19 protein-coding genes are annotated in these 17,527 nt (G+C 31.5%); 9 read left to right on the forward strand and 10 right to left on the reverse strand.

The genetic code is table 11. The features are described 5' to 3' along the window. Window positions 1–31: 31 nt before the first annotated feature. Entirely contained in the window at window positions 32–490 is a 459-nt protein-coding gene (locus BLQ19_RS08325) for a helix-turn-helix domain-containing protein (protein WP_024481257.1), read from the reverse strand. Window positions 491–785: 295 nt separating this feature from the next. Here BLQ19_RS08325 and BLQ19_RS08330 point away from each other — a divergent pair, with 295 nt between their 5' ends. The 3 genes from BLQ19_RS08330 to BLQ19_RS08340 all read left to right on the forward strand — a co-directional run bounded on the left by BLQ19_RS08330 (window position 786) and on the right by BLQ19_RS08340 (window position 3,078). Beyond that, window positions 786–1,892 carry a M14 family metallopeptidase gene (locus tag BLQ19_RS08330; protein ID WP_074538025.1) on the forward strand — a complete coding sequence of 369 codons (1,107 nt, stop codon included), beginning with the start codon at window positions 786–788 and terminating at the stop codon, window positions 1,890–1,892. A 118-nt stretch (window positions 1,893–2,010) separates the two neighbouring features. Continuing rightward, window positions 2,011–2,490, forward strand: a complete 480-nt coding sequence (locus BLQ19_RS08335; RefSeq protein WP_013552876.1) for an Lrp/AsnC family transcriptional regulator — start codon at window positions 2,011–2,013, stop codon at window positions 2,488–2,490. Between the two features lie 72 nt (window positions 2,491–2,562). Then, window positions 2,563–3,078: a DinB family protein gene (locus BLQ19_RS08340; RefSeq protein ID WP_025615535.1), complete on the forward strand. Its 516-nt coding sequence runs from the start codon at window positions 2,563–2,565 to the stop codon at window positions 3,076–3,078. Here the strand turns inward: BLQ19_RS08340 and BLQ19_RS08345 are convergent. Both BLQ19_RS08345 and aroB read right to left on the reverse strand, forming a co-directional pair. Next, complete coding sequence (locus tag BLQ19_RS08345) at window positions 3,075–3,407, reverse strand: hypothetical protein (protein ID WP_074538026.1); 333 nt, start codon at window positions 3,405–3,407, stop codon at window positions 3,075–3,077. The genes BLQ19_RS08340 and BLQ19_RS08345 overlap by 4 nt on opposite strands. Window positions 3,408–3,504: 97 nt before the next feature. Next, the gene (gene aroB, locus BLQ19_RS08350; RefSeq protein WP_074538027.1) at window positions 3,505–4,566 is read right to left on the reverse strand and encodes a 3-dehydroquinate synthase; all 1,062 of its coding nucleotides are present in this window, start codon (window positions 4,564–4,566) and stop codon (window positions 3,505–3,507) included. A gap of 164 nt (window positions 4,567–4,730) precedes the next feature. Between aroB and BLQ19_RS08355 the strand changes: the two genes are divergently transcribed. Next, window positions 4,731–5,897 carry a proline dehydrogenase family protein gene (locus tag BLQ19_RS08355; RefSeq protein ID WP_074538028.1) on the forward strand — a complete coding sequence of 389 codons (1,167 nt, stop codon included), beginning with the start codon at window positions 4,731–4,733 and terminating at the stop codon, window positions 5,895–5,897. A gap of 8 nt (window positions 5,898–5,905) precedes the next feature. Here BLQ19_RS08355 and BLQ19_RS08360 read toward each other — a convergent pair whose 3' ends face one another. From BLQ19_RS08360 to tsaE, 5 genes are all read right to left on the reverse strand, one after another. Next, entirely contained in the window at window positions 5,906–6,286 is a 381-nt protein-coding gene (locus BLQ19_RS08360) for a hypothetical protein (protein ID WP_074538029.1), read from the reverse strand. Between the two features lie 9 nt (window positions 6,287–6,295). Beyond that, the gene (locus tag BLQ19_RS08365) at window positions 6,296–7,495 is read right to left on the reverse strand and encodes an alanine dehydrogenase (RefSeq protein ID WP_025615531.1); all 1,200 of its coding nucleotides are present in this window, start codon (window positions 7,493–7,495) and stop codon (window positions 6,296–6,298) included. Window positions 7,496–7,567: 72 nt separating this feature from the next. Next, entirely contained in the window at window positions 7,568–8,101 is a 534-nt protein-coding gene (locus tag BLQ19_RS08370) for a hypothetical protein (protein ID WP_029445179.1), read from the reverse strand. Window positions 8,102–8,209: 108 nt separating this feature from the next. Beyond that, on the reverse strand, window positions 8,210–8,368 hold the full coding sequence (locus BLQ19_RS08375; protein ID WP_074538030.1) for a peptidase m28: 159 nt from the start codon (window positions 8,366–8,368) through the stop codon (window positions 8,210–8,212). Window positions 8,369–8,586: 218 nt separating this feature from the next. Further along, window positions 8,587–9,000, reverse strand: coding sequence for a tRNA (adenosine(37)-N6)-threonylcarbamoyltransferase complex ATPase subunit type 1 TsaE (gene tsaE / locus BLQ19_RS08380; protein WP_074538031.1), 414 nt, complete (start codon window positions 8,998–9,000; stop codon window positions 8,587–8,589). Window positions 9,001–9,058: 58 nt separating this feature from the next. Between tsaE and BLQ19_RS08385 the strand changes: the two genes are divergently transcribed. From BLQ19_RS08385 to BLQ19_RS08400, 4 genes are all read left to right on the forward strand, one after another. Then, window positions 9,059–10,282 (forward strand): hypothetical protein, encoded by a 1,224-nt coding sequence (locus BLQ19_RS08385; protein ID WP_074538032.1) that lies wholly within the window; start codon window positions 9,059–9,061, stop codon window positions 10,280–10,282. 478 nt (window positions 10,283–10,760) lie between these two features. Then, on the forward strand, window positions 10,761–11,534 hold the full coding sequence (locus tag BLQ19_RS08390; protein ID WP_139150222.1) for a hypothetical protein: 774 nt from the start codon (window positions 10,761–10,763) through the stop codon (window positions 11,532–11,534). 26 nt (window positions 11,535–11,560) lie between these two features. Then, window positions 11,561–12,778, forward strand: coding sequence for a hypothetical protein (locus BLQ19_RS08395; protein WP_139150223.1), 1,218 nt, complete (start codon window positions 11,561–11,563; stop codon window positions 12,776–12,778). Window positions 12,779–13,233: 455 nt separating this feature from the next. Continuing rightward, the gene (locus tag BLQ19_RS08400) at window positions 13,234–14,049 is read left to right on the forward strand and encodes a hypothetical protein (protein WP_139150224.1); all 816 of its coding nucleotides are present in this window, start codon (window positions 13,234–13,236) and stop codon (window positions 14,047–14,049) included. Between the two features lie 7 nt (window positions 14,050–14,056). Here the strand turns inward: BLQ19_RS08400 and BLQ19_RS08405 are convergent, their stop codons facing one another. Beyond that, complete coding sequence (locus BLQ19_RS08405; protein WP_306413725.1) at window positions 14,057–14,410, reverse strand: hypothetical protein; 354 nt, start codon at window positions 14,408–14,410, stop codon at window positions 14,057–14,059. A gap of 213 nt (window positions 14,411–14,623) precedes the next feature. Continuing rightward, window positions 14,624–16,168 (reverse strand): T9SS response regulator signal transducer PorX, encoded by a 1,545-nt coding sequence (gene porX / locus BLQ19_RS08410; protein WP_074538036.1) that lies wholly within the window; start codon window positions 16,166–16,168, stop codon window positions 14,624–14,626. 111 nt (window positions 16,169–16,279) lie between these two features. On the opposite strand from porX, the gene BLQ19_RS08415 reads away from it, so the two are divergent. Then, window positions 16,280–17,509, forward strand: coding sequence for an HD domain-containing protein (locus tag BLQ19_RS08415; RefSeq protein WP_074538037.1), 1,230 nt, complete (start codon window positions 16,280–16,282; stop codon window positions 17,507–17,509). The last annotated feature ends 18 nt before the right edge of the window (window positions 17,510–17,527 follow it).

Consider the following 17,527-nt stretch of genomic DNA (forward strand, 5'->3'; position numbering starts at 1 on the left):
GTACTAGGGTAGCTATGACTTAAAACGTGTGTTAAAGCTGATAGGCTTCAAAACTTCCATCGTCATAAAATAAAATAACTTTTTCAATCACTTTTTTTCCATCTCGTTTTTTTTCAACTAGCTTTTCTTTGAATTCTAAAGGGAGTTGTGGTGGTGTAACTGGGGCTTGAGTTTTTTCAGGAGTGGTCTTTTTGACCTCAGGAATGGGAGCTGGAGGAGGTGTGATTTGGGGGGCTGAAGGTGGTGGAAGTTGCTTTTCGGGTTTATGAGGAAATGTGCCTTTTCCGTTTAATAGCCAGTAAAGGTTTACTTCAGGATAAGCATTTACAACTTTCATAACAAATTCCAGACTAGGCTTGTTTCGGCCCGAAAGCAAGTGAGATATACTAGAGCGTTGTACGGAAACTTTGTCAGCAAAAACCGCAGCGGATAAGCTATAGTATTCCAGTATTTTTTCTAGTCTTTTTATGAATTCCTCCGAGTTTACCATTGTAAACAAAATTTATGTGATGTTACAAATGTTACAAAGGTAAACAAATGCTATTTTCACGGGTTTATGAATCTATTTTTTGAATAAACACTTGATATAATACAATTTAATATGCTGAAATACGGATACATAACGTATAAACATTGTATTTCGCTATATGACACTCTTTTTTAAGTTACAATTGTATTATTTACAGTGCAAATATAGTAAAATACTGTATAGAAATGTAAATTACGTAGTATACAATTGTAAATTATTAAGGTGTTACTTTTGTATCAAACTAGTTGTGAATTTTATGATAGATTTAAGAACATTACATGCCACTTTTAAGGAGGAGTCTATTCAAGGAAGGTATGTTACAAATGATATGTTATTTCCTTTTCTAGATGGCTTAAGTGACTTATTTGAAGTTGCAGTAATCGGAGAATCTGTATTGGGCAAGCAGATAAAATCTGTAACTTTTGGAACGGGTAAATTTAAAATTTTGATGTGGTCTCAAATGCATGGGAATGAGTCTACCACCACAAAAGCTGTATTGGACTTTTTTAACCTTATAGACTCTAATTCAGAGATAGCAAAAAACCTTTTGGCATCTTGTACTTTCAAAATCATACCTATTCTTAATCCTGATGGTGCAACTGCTTACACGCGAATTAATGCTAATGAGGTAGATTTGAACAGAGATGCCCAAGATAGATCTCAGCCAGAAAGCAAAGTCCTTAGAAATGCTTATGAATCATTTCAGCCCGACTATTGTTTTAATCTTCATGATCAACGTACCATATTTAATGTTGGAGTAACCTCCAAACCTGCTACAGTTTCATTTTTAGCACCCTCTCATGATGAAGAACGGAGTATATCTGCCTCTAGAGGTGTAAGCATGCAATTGATAGTGGCAATGAATAAGGAGCTTCAGAAATACATACCTGGCCAAGTGGGTAGGTATGATGATGGTTTTAATGCTAACTGTGTAGGAGATACGTTTCAAATGCTTAATAGACCTACTATATTGTTTGAGTCGGGTCACTTTCCTAGCGATTATGAGAGGGAAGAAACGAGAAAATACATTTTCTGCGCTATTGTTAAAGGGTGTCAGGTTATTGCAAATCAGGATATTGCCTCTTATTCCCAAAAAGAATATTTCGAGATACCAGAAAATGGTAAATTATTTTATGATATTCTTATTAAAAATGCCGATTTTGTAAATAAAAGCTTACAAATAGGAACAGATATTGGTATTTTGTTTAAAGAGACTCTCAAATCTGGTGCATTGACATTTGTTCCATTTGTTGAAATAACGGGAAATTTGAGCAATTTTTACGGTCATAAAACCTATAATTGCTTGAATAATAAGGATATAGATGCTTTAAAGAGGCAAAAAGAAATTTTTAATCTAATTTAAAAAAAAATGAATTTTTTTTTTTAATACTACTAAAACATTACGTTTTTGTTAAAATTATATAAGATTTATTGAATTTAATTTCTTTATTCGTTACTTTTGCCTCAAATTATAGTATAGAATGGGAAAAGTTAAGTTAGACGAAATAGACCACCAGATTCTGGATATGTTAATTGACAATACCAGAACTCCTTTTACAGATATCGCAAAGAAACTTTTGATTTCAGCGGGTACGGTTCACGTACGTGTTAAGAAAATGGAAGAAGCAGGTATCATCAAAGGTTCATCATTGACATTAGATTATGTTAAACTTGGATATGCTTTTATAGCATATGTGGGTATCTTCTTAGAGAAAACGCATCAAACAAAATTTGTATTAGAGCGTTTGAATCAGATACCAAATGTAACGGTAGCACATATTACTACAGGTAAATTCAATATTTTCTGTAAAATTAGAGCTAAAGATACGAATCATGCAAAAAACATCATTTTTAAAATTGATGATATTGATGGTATTAGCCGTACAGAAACAATGATTTCTTTAGAAGAAAGCATTAATGATAAGAAAAGGTTGATGCATACCATTTTCAACGAAATGTAATCACATCAAAACAAATAATCAAGCAAAATCCCATTGGAATTATTTTCATTGGGATTTTTTTAATTTATAGCTATGAAAACATCAGAATTACAGATAGAAGACTACAATCCCTATTATCAAACGTATATAAATGCTTTAGGCGAAGTTTCTCTAAGGGAAGAATTGGCTAATGGATTATTAAAATTTGAAGAATTTGTGAGTTACATTCCTCATGAAAAGCTTAATTATGCATATGCTGAAGGAAAATGGACCTTAGCAGAGGCGCTTTTGCATATTATTGATACCGAACGTGTATTTCAATACAGGGCTTTATGTTTTTCTAGGAATGATAAAGCTTCTTTTCCTGGTTTTGATCAAGATGATTACGTGGTGGCAGCTAATGCAAGTAAAAGAACTAAAGAGAGCTTACTGGAAGAGTTTGTAGCTGTTCGCACATCGAGTATTGCTTTATTCAATTCTTTCTCGGAGGCCGACTTGCACAAGCGGGGGGTTGCAAGTGAATCGCCTATGAGTGTTGGTGCAGTTGGTTTTATTTTGTCTGGACATTTAAACCATCATAAAAGAATTATAGAGGAGCGGTACCTTTAATCAAGACCTTCTTCTGATTCATATTCATTTTCAAAAGCATGCTCTTGAATTTCAGTTTCAGAATCATCATTAGTTTCATTTTTAGGTACAACCGATAATTCCTTTTCAATGGTGTCATCAAAGTTGGCAATGAAATTGGAAAGACTTTTACTAATTTTTACTAAATAGATGATGTCTTGAGTTTTTACCTCTACAGCTTCTATTAATTCGCCCTGCATGTTTTTGAATCCTATAATGTCAGAATCACCGTATCCGTGAGGATAACTTTCAATTAGTAATGCGGCAACTTCATGGTTTAATTTCTTGTAATCTACAATTTTACGTAACATAGTTTGGTTGGTTTTTGATTATATACCTAAACTATACAATTTTATTTCTTGTAGTAACTAAGAGTTGTAGAATACTGTTTTTTAGTAGGTGTAATGCTTAATCTTTGTAGTAAGCAAAAGATTCTTCTAGTAATTCTTGTGCTACTTTTACATCTATTTCTGGTGTTCCAATGGCATTTAGGAGTACAAAATTGATATTCCCATGAGAATTCTTTTTGTCGAACTTTAATAATTTTAAAATAGCCTCAATATCTTCAGTATTAAAGCTTACTTTAGGATAATTACTTAAAAAAGTAGCTTTTATGTCCGCTAATTCCTCTTTGGGTAAACCCGTAAGCTTGTGTGATATGTAGCCTTCTAGAATCATTCCAATAGCAATAGCTTCACCATGTAAAAGTAAATCATATGTAGGGTGATCTAGATAGTAAGATTCTACTGCGTGCCCTAAGGTGTGTCCGTAGTTTAGTATTTTACGGATGTTTTGCTCCGTTGGATCCTGAAGAACAACTTCATTTTTAATGGTTACAGAATGGTATATCAGTTGGTCGATAGCTTCTAAAGAATCTAAAGCTTTTAACTCATTCCAATAGTTTTTATCTTTGATTAAACCGTGTTTAAGCATTTCTGCAAATCCGCTTTGCATTTGACGTTTTTCTAGGGTCCGTAGAAAACTAGAAACAACTAAAACCATTTCTGGTTGATTAATTACGCCCACTTGGTTTTTTAAGGAGCCTAAATCTACACCCGTTTTTCCGCCTACGGAAGCGTCAACCATAGCTAAAAGGGTCGTAGGAACATTAATAAAATCGATACCACGCTTAAATGTTGATGCAACAAATCCTCCAAGATCTGTAACAACACCACCTCCAACATTAATCATTAAACTTTTTCTATCAGCGTCCAATTCAGAGAGAACTTCCCAAACTTGTGTGCATGTAGCAATATTTTTATTTATTTCACCAGCTTCTATTTCTATTACTTCAAAATTATAATCGCCATGAATTTCAGACATGAAAGGAGCTAAGCAACAATTATGAGTGTTTTCATCCACCAAAATAAAAATCTTTGAGTAGTTAGCTTTGCTCAAATGTTCATTTAGTAGTGTGTATGCATTTTTATTAAAATGTACAGCGTAAGAAGATGAAGTTATAGAAGTCATTAGTGTGTTTTTTGTTTGGTAACCTAATATTAAATAGCTTTTAGTTCAAATCTACTACTTTAGAAAGGACTGTGAATTTAAAAGCACTACAAAATAAAGACTATTTTTAGTTCTAAGAATACATTTGGAGTAGTTATATTTGATTCGTTAATAAATTATTAGAAATGAAATCTATTTTTGAGAATACTGCAACAGCTTTTGCACTGAAAACGGACGCAGAGTTAGAAAGAGCTTATTTTTTGTTCAAGATGATAGCAAATGAACCTCTTGTTCGTATTGGTACGGCCATGACAAATTTCGCAATCAAAGCTAAATTGCCAGTAGAAGGTTTAATACGTGCTACCGTTTTTGACCATTTTTGTGGAGGCATAAGTGAAAAGGATTGTTTACCTGTTGTAGATAAATTATTTACAAAAGGCGTGAGTTCTGTTTTGGATTATTCGGTAGAAGGAAAAGATACGGAAGATCCTTTGGATGAAGCTTTAGAAATGATTTTGAAAGTTTTAGATTTCGTAAAAGAAAAAGAAGCAATTCCGTTTGCAGTTTTTAAACCAACAGGGTACGGTAGATTTTCATTGTTTCAAAAAAAGACAGAAGGAATACCATTTACGGCAGAAGAGCAAAGTGAATGGGATAGAGTAGTAGCGCGTTTTGAGAAAACCTGTCAAAAGGCTTATGACTTAGATGTTGCTTTGTTGATAGATGGGGAGGAAAGTTGGATGCAAGACGCAGCAGATGAACTTGCAGAAGAAATGATGCGCAAATACAATAAGGAAAAAGTTGTCGTGTATAATACTTTGCAACTATACCGTTGGGATCGTTTAGATTATTTAAAGGCATTGCAACAAAGGGCTGCACAAGACGGATTCAAAATAGGAATGAAGGTGGTTCGTGGCGCATACATGGAAAAGGAAAATGAAAGAGCCTTAGAAAAAGGTTACCCTTCTCCAATTTGTGGTTCTAAAGCAGCAACCGATACTAATTATGATACTGTTGTTGCGTATATGTTAGAAAATTTAGATACCATGTCTATCTATATGGGAACTCATAATGAGGAGAGTTGCTATAAAATGTTAGATTTAATGAACCATAAAAACTTAGCACCTAATAATCCTAGTATTTGGTTCGGTCAGTTGTATGGTATGAGTGATCATATTTCATTTAATCTTGCTGCGAGTGGTTTTAATGTTTCTAAATATTTGCCTTTCGGACCTGTAAGAGATGTTATGCCATACTTAATTAGAAGAGCAGAGGAAAATACCTCAGTGGCTGGGCAAACCAGTCGCGAATTAAATTTACTTAAAATAGAACGTAAACGTAGAAAAATATAAGCACTCGCTTATTTAATAGTTTCTATAACAATTTTAGTGGGGCAATTGGTAACCGTTAATGTTTTCATTGCGCCACTATTTTGTTCATGCTCTATGGTGTAGGTTTTGCAAGGAGTAGATTTTGTATCGCTGTGTTCAAAATCGACTTCACCATCGGTAAAGAAAGATTTTATTTGAATAGAATCTATCTCACCTGCTTGTACCATTCTAGTTACTTCATCTGAATATGAGTACGATTTTGACCGAAGATCTTTAAGAACTCGGCAGTTAGGAAAATAGCAAAATTCGGTACCTGTTTCTTTAGCTTTATTTTTAAGAAATATCGTTAAGAACACTAAACCAATAGATAGGCCAAATATAAAGAAGCCTAATCGTTTTAAAAATGACATACAGTAGAATTAAAAAATAAGAAAATTAATATCGTTGTAAGAAAGGTCAAACCATTCGCCAACAGTTTTATTGGTAAGTATTCCTCTGTAAAAATAGAGTCCGTTTCTCAGGCCTTTATCAAATCTAAGCGCATTTTCTACCCCGCCATCTTCTCCAATCTTTAATAAATAAGGCGTAAATATATTGCTAATAGATATAGATGCTGTTTTAGGATAACGAGAGGGGATATTTGGTACCGCATAATGCACTACGCCAAATTTTTCTAGAATAGGTTTGTCGTGACTGGTAACTTCACTTGTTTCAAAGCAACCACCCATATCTATGCTCACATCAATAATCACAGCCCCTTTTTTCATATTTTCAACCATAGTTTGTGAGACTACAACTGGGGCTCTATCTTTTCCGCGAGTAGCACCAATAGCAACATCACAACGTTTTAAAGCCTTGAGTAAGTTTTTTGGTTGAATGGTAGACGTGTAAACGGTTTGTTTTAAATGTGATTGTATATTTCTAAGTTTGGTAATAGAATTATCAAAGATTTTAACATTTGCGCCCAAGCCAATTGCAGACCGTGCAGCAAATTCTCCAACCGTGCCGGCGCCTATGATAACCACCTCTACGGGAGGAACACCGCTTATGTTACCAAACATAAGTCCGTTGCCATTATTGGTGTTAGACATTATTTCTGATGCGATGAGGACGGATGAAATCCCAGCAATTTCACTTAAAGAACGTACCGCAGGATATTTGCCGTCATCATCCATGATATACTCAAAAGCAATTGCTGTTAAGCGCTTTTTAGCAAGTGTTTCAAAATACTTTTTAGATTGTGTTTTTATTTGGAGCGCAGAAATTATAGTGGTTTGCGGGTTCATTAATTCCAACTCCGCAAGGGTAGGTGGCTCTACTTTTAATAAGATAGAGCAGCCAAATACTTTTTTGGTATCTCTCGTAATTTCGGCACCTGCATTGGTGTATTCTACGTCTGTAAAATTGGCTCCTTTGCCGGCACCTGCTTCTAGCAAAACACGGTGTCCGTTTGCAGTAATAGCATTTACGGCATCAGGAGTTAAACAAATACGTTTTTCTTGATATTGATTTTCTTTAGGAATTCCAATGAAGAGTTCTCCTTTTTGGCGTAATACTTCAAGGGTTTCTTCTTGTGGAAGTAACTGTTGTTTGCTAAAGGGCGACGTAGGTTTATCCATTTGCTGTAAATATAAAAATTAGTCAATGAAAATTGACAAATTGATACTACTAAAATAATAGTAAAAGCAAATTTACAACTTTTTACCCTTTAGGTCTTGTTCTTTTTGCAAGCGTTCTCGTTCCTTGTATTCTTTAAGTTCTGCATCAATAGCATCTAAATCTATACCATGCACATGTTTATCAAATAACTTAACGCGGATAAAATATACAATGGGTATGATTACCATACAGACGCCCAATAAATACAGAAGTTCGTTTTCGTCAACTTTGCTTGAAGAACTACCATAAAGACCTATAAAAAGTTGAAAGGCATACATGGCTATTGGTATTAGTATGGCGTGATACCACCAATTTTTACAGGTTATAAACCAAATAACTAATAAATATAAAGGAACAAACTTACCTAGATAATAATAGATAGCAATATAGATTTTATTGTAGCCATTTTTTGTGAAATTTATACCAAAAAAATTCCATGTTTCTAATTCAGAGCTATTGGGTATATATTTATAGGAGTAAAATATAAGCACAGAAAGAGAGATGAGTAGAGCAAGTGAACCTTCAATCAGTAACTTCTTTCTAATTCGCGCCTTATCGTTATTCATTTTAAAAAACTTTATATAACTAACTAAAAACGCAATATAATATTGTACTTAAAAAGCAACTTATTTTAGAATAAGTTGCTTTTTAATATAGAAATCTTTGTTTAAAATTTAATTCTTATTTTTTTCATCAGGAATTGGTATTTCAGTTCGATCGATAGAACTTCTCTCATATAATTTATCATCATCACTTGAATTTGTAGAAGTACAAGAAGATAATGCGAATAATGCGATTACTGCGATTGCTAGGAGGGATTTTTTTGTGTTCATCGTTAAATAATTTTAGTTGGTTTTTATTTGATTTTGATACAAACGTAAGAAAATATTTACATTAATTACTTTCTCACAATGTTAAATTAAGCATTTTAACATTAAAAACCTACATATTGTCGATAAATTTTTTTTTTAACAGAATAAACATAATAAAACCGCGGGTTAAGCGTTGCAATTATTTTTTAAAACTTTTCATAATAATATACTTAAAGGTATTAAGATGGGATTTTAAGGATTCTGGTAGTGGTATCCCGTATAGAAATGGATAGGTGAGTAGCATCCTCAGGAATTAGACTTCCAATTTTATCTGGCCATTCCATAAAAACCCAATGATTAGAGTACAAGTAATCTTCCACGCCAAAATCTAAGGCCTCAGATTCATCATTTAATCTATAAAAATCAAAATGATAGGCTAACGTATTGTTTTGAGCATCATTATATTCATTCACAATTCCAAAAGTAGGACTACTTGCTTCGCCTTGTCCGCCAAGTTCTTTTACAATAGCCTTTATTAAGGTAGTTTTACCAGCTCCCATTTCACCATGAAAGCATATCTTTTTAGAAGGCGAGTGGTTGATAATTAACTTGGCTATTTCTTTAATTTCTTTTTGCTTATATTCCTTTTCCATATCATATTTTTATAACATACAATTTTAAGGTATATATTTATGGCAAAAAAGTTCCCTATTGAAAATTATACCTAAGAAATTATTAAAGCTGAATTTACTTTTGGCTATTATAGTGTTTTGTTTGCCTTTTATAATGTATGCTTACTTGTTAATTCCAGAAATTAAGGTAGTTAACTTTTTGTTTTTTTCTTATGAATTACAAAATTTTGAAAATGCTCATTTATTCATTTTTTTTCTTTTCGGGAAATTTTACATTATTCTCTTTTTATCAATTTGGTTTCTTACTATAATAGATTGGTGGAGGTATTTTATATTTCCTGCAATCGTTTTAGTTTCTCTTCAGGCTTATGCTACTTTGGAAAGTGTTTTGGGGGTAGATAAAAATCATGTTTCTATTGGGGTGGGTATTGGAGTTCTCTACGTAATAATATTACAATTATTACATCGTACTTTAAAAATTTATAGAGCCAACACTATTCACCTGTTAACTTTTGATATTATCAAATTAATATCAAGCTATTCCAGTGAAAAAAAGTTAATTATTTTAAAACAAAAGCTTATTGATGATCAGAATTCTAAAAACGCAAGAGAGAATCAAAACAATAGGTTGAATCATAAAATAAAAACATTACAGTCATATTTGGCACATAACGGCAAGTTGGTTTATAAGTATTTTGCAAAGAGCTTAGATATTAAGATGGAATATTTAATTGTTTTTTTGTTACTTCTTGCGCCATTTATTTTAAAGAGTTACATTTTTATCCCAAAAATAGAGGATAGTGTATTAAGGATTGGTTCTTTTCAATATGATACACATTTTAATAGTTTATATATTTTTTTTTACTTTTTTAGCATTAAGTTCTTTCATATTTTCATGCTTAGTATATGGTTTTTTACAACTAAAACAATTTTGAAATATGGTATATTTTTTAATATTATAATAGCAATTTTTCAAATGTTTCAAGTTCTTAATAATAAAACATCTAAACTAGATGAAAATGAACTATGGACTGCGTTACCAATTATGATTCCAATTTTATTAACGTTTCTATTATTGCATAGATTGATAAAGTACAAGAATAGAAATGAGGTTTTAAATGAGGAGATAGAGCAAGAGATTCAGCAAGTAATTTCAGAACTTAATTCGTTAGACACTCTTGAAAATAAGCTTGTCCAGGAACTGCAACTTTTAAGAGAAAATAAACATGCATTGGTTAAAAAAGATTATTTGGAACAATTGAAAATTATAAAAGCTAAATTGCAAACTAGTAATTTTAATTAATTTTATTATACATAACTCATTTCTGAATTTGAAAATTATACCTAAGAAATTATTAAAGCTGAACTTACTTTTGGCTATTATAGTATTTTGCTTGCCTTTTTTACTATATCTATACTTACTGTTTCCAAGAACTACTGCCTTAGATTTTTGGTTTTTCACCTATGAAATCCAAAATTTTAAAAATGCAGAATACCTAACTTATTTTATTTTTGGGCATTTGTATGTAATTGTATTTGTTAGTATTTGGTTTCTAACAATATCAAATTGGTGGAGGTGTTTAATACTTCCAACAATCATTTATTTTGTATTTCAATTAAATCAAATTATTGTCCAAGAATTAGAGGTTGAACAGAACATTAATTTTGTGGGCTGTGGCTTAGGTGTTTGTTATAGTATTTTATTGCACCTTGTATATAGGAGATCTAAAATATTTAAAGTCACGTTTATTCAACTATTGTCCTATGATATATTAAAATTATTGAAAACTAATTTCAAACAGAAAAGAATATTTGATATTAAGAGCCGATTGTTCACTGATAAAGCAGCTAAAACAACTTCCATATACGAGAAAAATAGTCTTATTGAAGAAGTTAGGAAATTAGAAATGCATCTATTATACAATAATAAATTACCATTGTTTAAACATGGAAATAAATCAAACGGTAAAGCAGGTTATTTTATAGCTGTTCTATTGGTTTTAGCTCCTTGTATGCTATATATCTATAATTTTATTCCTGATGATCTTGATGGAATTTTGCGATTAGGAACATTTCATTACAACACAGGGTTTACGCATGTAAAACTCTTTGGGTATTATTTTTATACTAAACTCTTCTATATAGTACTTTTGGCTACCTGGTTTTACACCACTAACAATATTATGAAGTGGGGTATATTTATAAACCTAATTGTTGTGGTATTTCAAATGTTTACAATTTTAGATAATTCTAATACTAAATTAGATGAGCATGAGTTATTAACATCATTGCCCATAATGATTCCTGTAATACTGACTTTTATATTGTTAAACCAAATTATAAAATATAAGAGTAAGAACGATGTTTTAAATGAAGATATAGAAGAAGAGGTTCAAGAGGTACTAACACAACTTACTGTTTTGGGAAATAATGAGCATGGATTAATCAAAGAATTATTACTTCTCAGAAATGACAAGAATACTCTAGACAAAGAAGATTACTTTAGTCAGTTGAAAGCTTTAGAATCTAAACTTCAAAATAGCCTTGTTAATTAAATCAGTTTTTAAACTCTAATTTTATTTTGAAAGTTCCTCAAAGAAGACATCTTAAACTGAACCTAATATGGGCGATTCTAGTATTTTGTTTGCCGTTACTGTTGTATGTTTATTTATTATTTCCAGAAGTAAAAGTATTTAATGTTTGGAATTTTACATGGGAGACAATAGAATACATTAATATATCTAATTTAATGTATTATATTTTTGTACCAGTTTATGTATTATGCTATTTAAGTATTTGGTTTTTAGCTATAACAGATAATTGGTGTTATATGATCTTACCAAATATAATTTATTTTTGGTATCAAATTGTGGTAGCTGTTTCTAATGAGTTTGCAATAAGTTCTATTATATATGAATTAAGTATTTTACTAGGAATTTTTTACTGTCTATTCCTATATTTTTTTAAAGGTAGAATTAAATTGTCTTCATTACAGAACATAAGTCCGCAATCCTTTGATATAATAAAAATTCTTAATCACAGTATTAAGGAAAAGAGCGTTTTTAGTAATATGAGTGTTTTTAAAAAGCAGGAAAATATTGAAAGGAGTATAGGTATTAAAAATTTACATGAAAGGATAAAGCATTTAGAAACATTATTAAGCAATACTATTAAAGCCCCTTTTTTTCAAGGGGTAATTATAGTAAATAAAAAGAGCAATTTCATTATAGGGACAATATTGTTAGTTGCTCCTTTTCTACTCTTTTTGTATAAATGGATTCCTTCTAATTCTAAAACTATTGATTTGTACATATTTTCTTATGAAACAAACTTTCCTAATGCAAAAATTTTCATGTACTTTTTTATGAATAAATTATATAATTTAATTTTACTCTCAGTTTGGTTTTTCACAACTAAGGGTATTCTTAAATACGGTATTTTTTTCAATATTATTATGGTCGTATTTCAAATTACTAAAGGTTTAAATAATACGGAATCTAAAGTCGATGAGAGTGAGTTAATTACTGCGCTTCCTATCATGATACCAATTTTATTAACCTTTCTGCTGCTACATAGGATCATTAAATATAAAAGTAAGAATGATATTTTAAACGAAGAAATAGAGGAGGAGATTCGGAAGGTCTTAACTGCTATAAATACTATGGAGGAAGATGAAAATAGCTTAGTAGCAGAATTAATTTCATTACGAGAGAATCAATCAAATCTTTCTAAAGCAGCGTATCAGCAAGAACTTTTAAGAATTAAAGCTGCTATTGAACGAAAAATAGCTACAGATTAACTTTTAAACATACCAGTAGCCTTAATTCTACGTACATATAATAAAGTATAGAATCCTTACGTATGAATTTATATTTTAAAAAGAAGGTAGCTTTCCAAATTATTGTTACTTTTTTTATTTTATTGCTTTGCATTTTCATGTATGCTTATCTTTTTTTTAAAGATATGGCCGTATGGAAAACACCTTTTTTTGAAATTACGCCTGTTTTTTTTGATACTATAGTATACAGTATTTGGCATTATTTTTCCAAAATTCATCTAGCCCTATTAGCTTCTTTTATTTTTTTGACAACGATTGATAAGTGGAAATACGCCTTGATAGTATTTATTTTTATTGGTTATTATCAAGTTTATGGTGCGTTTAATGTAGTTGGTTACGGTGTAATTCTGTCGGAAATATTACCTTTTGTAGTATTTCCTCTACATTTGATATTGCTTTTCTATATTGATAAAAAAATGAAGAAGTACAGAATAGCAGCTGCAAACATTACACAGATTAATATCTTAAAAGAATTACTTAGTTTACAGGATTACAAAGCTAAAAATGAGACTATTGAAAGCAAGATTAACAAGGAAGATATAACCTTTAAAACTATTTTTTCTTTAGACCGACGGTTAAAAGAATTGCAGACTTTGTCTCATGACATTACAACTAGGTATACCATATATATGGCTACTGCAAATACGAAAAATGTATTTCTCTTTTTTTTAGTTTTATTGCTGCCGCTACTTACGTTCTCTTATAAATGGGTTCCTGTTACCTTAAATGAAGTTTCTTTAATTAATTTAAAATTAAAAATTCCAGAGGGTGATTTTCAGACCTATGTTTGGCTAATAAGTTTTAAGCTTACCATATTTGTATTGCTTTTTATATGGTTTATAACCTCCAAACAACTTTGGAGATATGCTGTATTAATTCATTTAAGTGTAGTGGCTATTCAGCTTTATCAAGTGATTATAGGTAGTGAAACCATATTTGACGAAGTCGAAATTTTTAAGGCGATACCGGTGATATTTCCTTTGCTTGTATTGATCTTCTTTTTGGTAAAGTGGATCAATTACAAAACTAGGGCAGAGTATCTTAATGAAGTGGTGAATGAAAAAATGAATGCAATTTTGGAGCTCATTGAAAAAAGTCAGTTGGGGGGAACTAAATTAATCCTCCAATTTCAGGATTTAAAATCCGAAAAGGAATCAATGAAAGAGGAGGATTATTTTGAACGATTAAATGAGCTTAAGAAAGCCATTGAAAGTCAAGGCGTAATTTTATAGATGACATTTAATTCTTGTCTTCCATAGCATTAATTTCGTCAGTTACATCTTTTAAAAGACTACGTAACTCTCTCTCTTGACGCTCTCTAATCTTGCGCTCAATAATTTGCTCAATTTCCGACTGTTTTTCCTTCGGTAATTGGTTAAAATTTAAAGAATTTGCATCAGATTTTAACATCTCTCCTTCGCCGGTTATTAACCAAACTAAGTTTAAATTAGGGTAAGTAGCGACTATATTCTCTATAACGTCACTTCCTATTGAGGCATTGTTCTTTAGCATTCTTAACGTGTAACCATTACTTGCACCTATGGAAAGGTCAAATTGTCGGGCACTCATACCTGCATGTTTGATGAACTGCATCAATCGATCTACTGTTTTGAACATAACTATTGTTTTTAGTTGAAACTATAGTAAATATAGGTATTATTCGTTAAACTGTGATGCATTATTCCCCATTTATTAGATGAAATGCACTCTTTTCGTGTGTTTTACACAAATCGGTAGGAAATAAGCTGTGAAATTATGTAGAATAGGTTCTATTCTAGTGTTTTAAATTCATTAAATCAACAAAATTTACCTCGGTTCTAGGACTATAAATGGGATGATCATCTCTTCTAATGAAACACCTCCATGTTGGTATGTATTTCTATAATAACTTACATAATGATTGTAGTTATTTGGATATGCAAAAAAGGAATCGTTTTTTGCGAAAATAAATGAGCTACTCATATTAATGGTAGGCAAAAATATATCACTAGGTTTTGTGGCTTCATACACTTCTTTTTTCTCGTAAGACAAACTACGCCCAGTTTTGTATCTTAAATTTAAACTCGTGTCTTTGTCGCCAACTACCTTTGAGGGCTGCTTCACATTTATTGTTCCGTGGTCTGTAGTGATAATCAGCTTTTGACCCATAGTTTGTGCTTGTTGAATGATTTCTAGTAGCGGAGAGTTTTTAAACCAGCTCTGCGTTAATGATCTGTAAGCCTTATCATTAGAGGCAAGTTCCTTAATAACTTCCATCTCTGTTTTAGAATGAGAAAGCATATCAACAAAATTATAAACGATGACTGTAAGGTCATTCTTCTTTTGTGATTTGTAGTTTTGAGACAATTGTTTCCCTTGTCTTAAACTACTTATTTTATGATACTCCCAAGTTAAGTCTAAGCCCAATCGCTTTAATTGAGCTCCTAAAAATTCGGCCTCAAACATATTTTTACCTCCATTATCAGTATCATTTTTCCACCAATCCGGATATTTCTTCTCCATATCTAAAGGTGTTAGACCAGAGAATATGGCATTTCTGGCATATTGTGTTGCCGTTGGTAGGATACTGAAATAGCTCGTTTCCTTTTTCTTTTTAAAAAAGGGTGTGACGGTGTCCTCAAAAGCTAACCACTGATCGTAACGCAAGTTATCTACAACAACTAATAATGTAGGTTGTTCTTTCAATTCTGGTTTTACTAATTCTCTAAACACTGTATGTGATAAAACGGGACCGTCTTCAACATTAAACCAGTCTTCGTAATTTTTGTCAATAAATTTTCCAAAATGGTTATTGGCTTCAGATTTCTGAGATTCTAGTATTTCAAACATGCTAGAATCTTCAATCTCTTCTAAGCGAAGCTCCCAAGTAATCAGTTTTTTATATAAATCGGTCCATTCACTATGGGAATTTACCATAGAGAGATCCATTGCAATTTTCCTGAATTCTTGCTGGTAATTTGCTGTAGTTTTTTCTGATACTAATCTGGAGTTGTCTAAGCTTTTCTTAAGTGATAGTAATATTTGATTAGGATTAACAGGTTTAATAAGGTAATCGGCTATTTTAGAACCAATAGCCTCATCCATAATATATTCCTCTTCACTCTTCGTAATCATTACAACGGGCAGGGTAGCGTCTATATCTTTAAGCTCTGTTAAGGTCTCTAGGCCAGAGATTCCTGGCATGTTTTCATCCAAGAAAACAATATCAAAACGAGTTTTGGCTACTTCTTCAAGAGCTTCTTGTCCGCTTTTACAGGTGATTACTATATAATTTTTACTTTCTAAGAATAGGATGTGAGATTTTAATAAATCTATTTCATCATCTACCCAAAGTATCGTTATTTTATTCATGTATTTTGTATAAATCTATTCAAAGCCTTTTAGACCGTCTAATATTCTGGCTTTTTAATGGTATACTTAAAGATCATTTGTATAACTTTGAAGCTAACAAATCATTTTAATTTGATAAAGTTAAAGAAACTTGAAATTTTTAATGATCCTATTTACGGATTTATTAACATTCCTACGCCTTTAGTTTTTAGTTTGATTGCTGAACCTAGCTTTCAACGCTTACGTAGAATATCTCAAATGGGCATGTCTTATTTGGTATATCCGGGGGCACACCATACGCGTTTTCATCATGCTTTAGGGTGTATGCATCTTATGCAACAAGCAGTACAGATTCTTCGAATAAAAGACATTGATATTTCTGAAAAAGAAGAGGATGGCTTGCTTTGTGCTATTTTATTGCATGATATTGGTCACGGTCCTTTTTCGCATGCTATGGAACATAGTATTGTTGAAGGGGTGAGTCATGAATATATTTCGCTACAATTCATGGAATCTTTGAATGAAAAATTTAAAGGTAAACTAGAGACAGCTATTGCTATTTTTAAAGGAGAGCATCCTAAGAAATTTTTAAATCAATTGGTTTCTAGTCAATTAGATATAGATCGTTTAGATTATTTAAAGCGAGATAGCTTTTACACGGGTGTTGCGGAAGGTAACATTAATTCAGAACGTTTAATTACCATGTTGAATGTAGTAGATAACGAGCTTGTAGTAGAACGAAAAGGGATTTATTCTGTGGAGAAGTTTCTCATGGCCCGGAGGTTTATGTATTGGCAGGTATATTTACATAAAACAGGTTTAGTGGCAGAACAGCTACTTATAAGTATTTTGAAAAGAGCAAAAGAGCTGTTGGCAAGAGGGGAGAAGTTAGCATGTAGCGATGCGCTTATGTTTTTTATGACGAATAAAATAGGTAAAGATGATTTCACCGCATCAAATTTAAATCGTTTTGCTTCGCTAGATGATGTAGATATTTTATCTGCAATTAAACAATGGCAGAATTCGTCAGATTTTACGCTCTCTAAACTTTCTGAAATGATTTTAAATAGGGAATTATTGCAGATTAAGATAAAAAATAAGCCCATCAGCCTTAAAAAACTGGCGAAACAACGTGCTATTTTTATGAAAGAATACCAGCTGAATGAGCAAGATGTAAATTATTTTGTATATTCTGGAATCGTTCAAAATCAGACCTATGATTCTAAAAAACAAAATATTAAAATATTAAATGATAATGGAAAAGTTACTGATGTTGTAAAGGCTTCTGATCAATTAAATTTGAAAACAGTTTCTAAAATTACCACCAAGTATTATATCTGTTATCCTAAACTTACTGTTTAACTATTTTTGTTACTTTTG

The organism is Cellulophaga baltica (genome assembly GCF_900102165.1).
GTDB lineage: Bacteria > Bacteroidota > Bacteroidia > Flavobacteriales > Flavobacteriaceae > Cellulophaga > Cellulophaga baltica.

Excerpts from the sequence above, each read along its gene's own strand:
- BLQ19_RS08330 (WP_074538025.1), top strand. The coding sequence starts at position 786 with ATGATAGATTTAAGAACATTACATGCCACTTTTAAGGAGGAGTCTATT.
- BLQ19_RS08375 (WP_074538030.1), bottom strand. The coding sequence starts at position 8,368 with ATGAACACAAAAAAATCCCTCCTAGCAATCGCAGTAATCGCATTATTC.
- BLQ19_RS08345 (WP_074538026.1), bottom strand. The coding sequence starts at position 3,407 with ATGTTACGTAAAATTGTAGATTACAAGAAATTAAACCATGAAGTTGCC.
- aroB (WP_074538027.1), bottom strand. The coding sequence starts at position 4,566 with ATGACTTCTATAACTTCATCTTCTTACGCTGTACATTTTAATAAAAAT.
- porX (WP_074538036.1), bottom strand. The coding sequence starts at position 16,168 with ATGAATAAAATAACGATACTTTGGGTAGATGATGAAATAGATTTATTA.
- BLQ19_RS08365 (WP_025615531.1), bottom strand. The coding sequence starts at position 7,495 with ATGGATAAACCTACGTCGCCCTTTAGCAAACAACAGTTACTTCCACAA.
- BLQ19_RS08400 (WP_139150224.1), top strand. The coding sequence starts at position 13,234 with ATGAAGAAGTACAGAATAGCAGCTGCAAACATTACACAGATTAATATC.
- BLQ19_RS08370 (WP_029445179.1), bottom strand. The coding sequence starts at position 8,101 with ATGAATAACGATAAGGCGCGAATTAGAAAGAAGTTACTGATTGAAGGT.
- BLQ19_RS08355 (WP_074538028.1), top strand. The coding sequence starts at position 4,731 with ATGAAATCTATTTTTGAGAATACTGCAACAGCTTTTGCACTGAAAACG.
- BLQ19_RS08360 (WP_074538029.1), bottom strand. The coding sequence starts at position 6,286 with ATGTCATTTTTAAAACGATTAGGCTTCTTTATATTTGGCCTATCTATT.
- BLQ19_RS08340 (WP_025615535.1), top strand. The coding sequence starts at position 2,563 with ATGAAAACATCAGAATTACAGATAGAAGACTACAATCCCTATTATCAA.
- BLQ19_RS08325 (WP_024481257.1), bottom strand. The coding sequence starts at position 490 with ATGGTAAACTCGGAGGAATTCATAAAAAGACTAGAAAAAATACTGGAA.
- tsaE (WP_074538031.1), bottom strand. The coding sequence starts at position 9,000 with ATGGAAAAGGAATATAAGCAAAAAGAAATTAAAGAAATAGCCAAGTTA.
- BLQ19_RS08335 (WP_013552876.1), top strand. The coding sequence starts at position 2,011 with ATGGGAAAAGTTAAGTTAGACGAAATAGACCACCAGATTCTGGATATG.
- BLQ19_RS08405 (WP_306413725.1), bottom strand. The coding sequence starts at position 14,410 with ATGCAGTTCATCAAACATGCAGGTATGAGTGCCCGACAATTTGACCTT.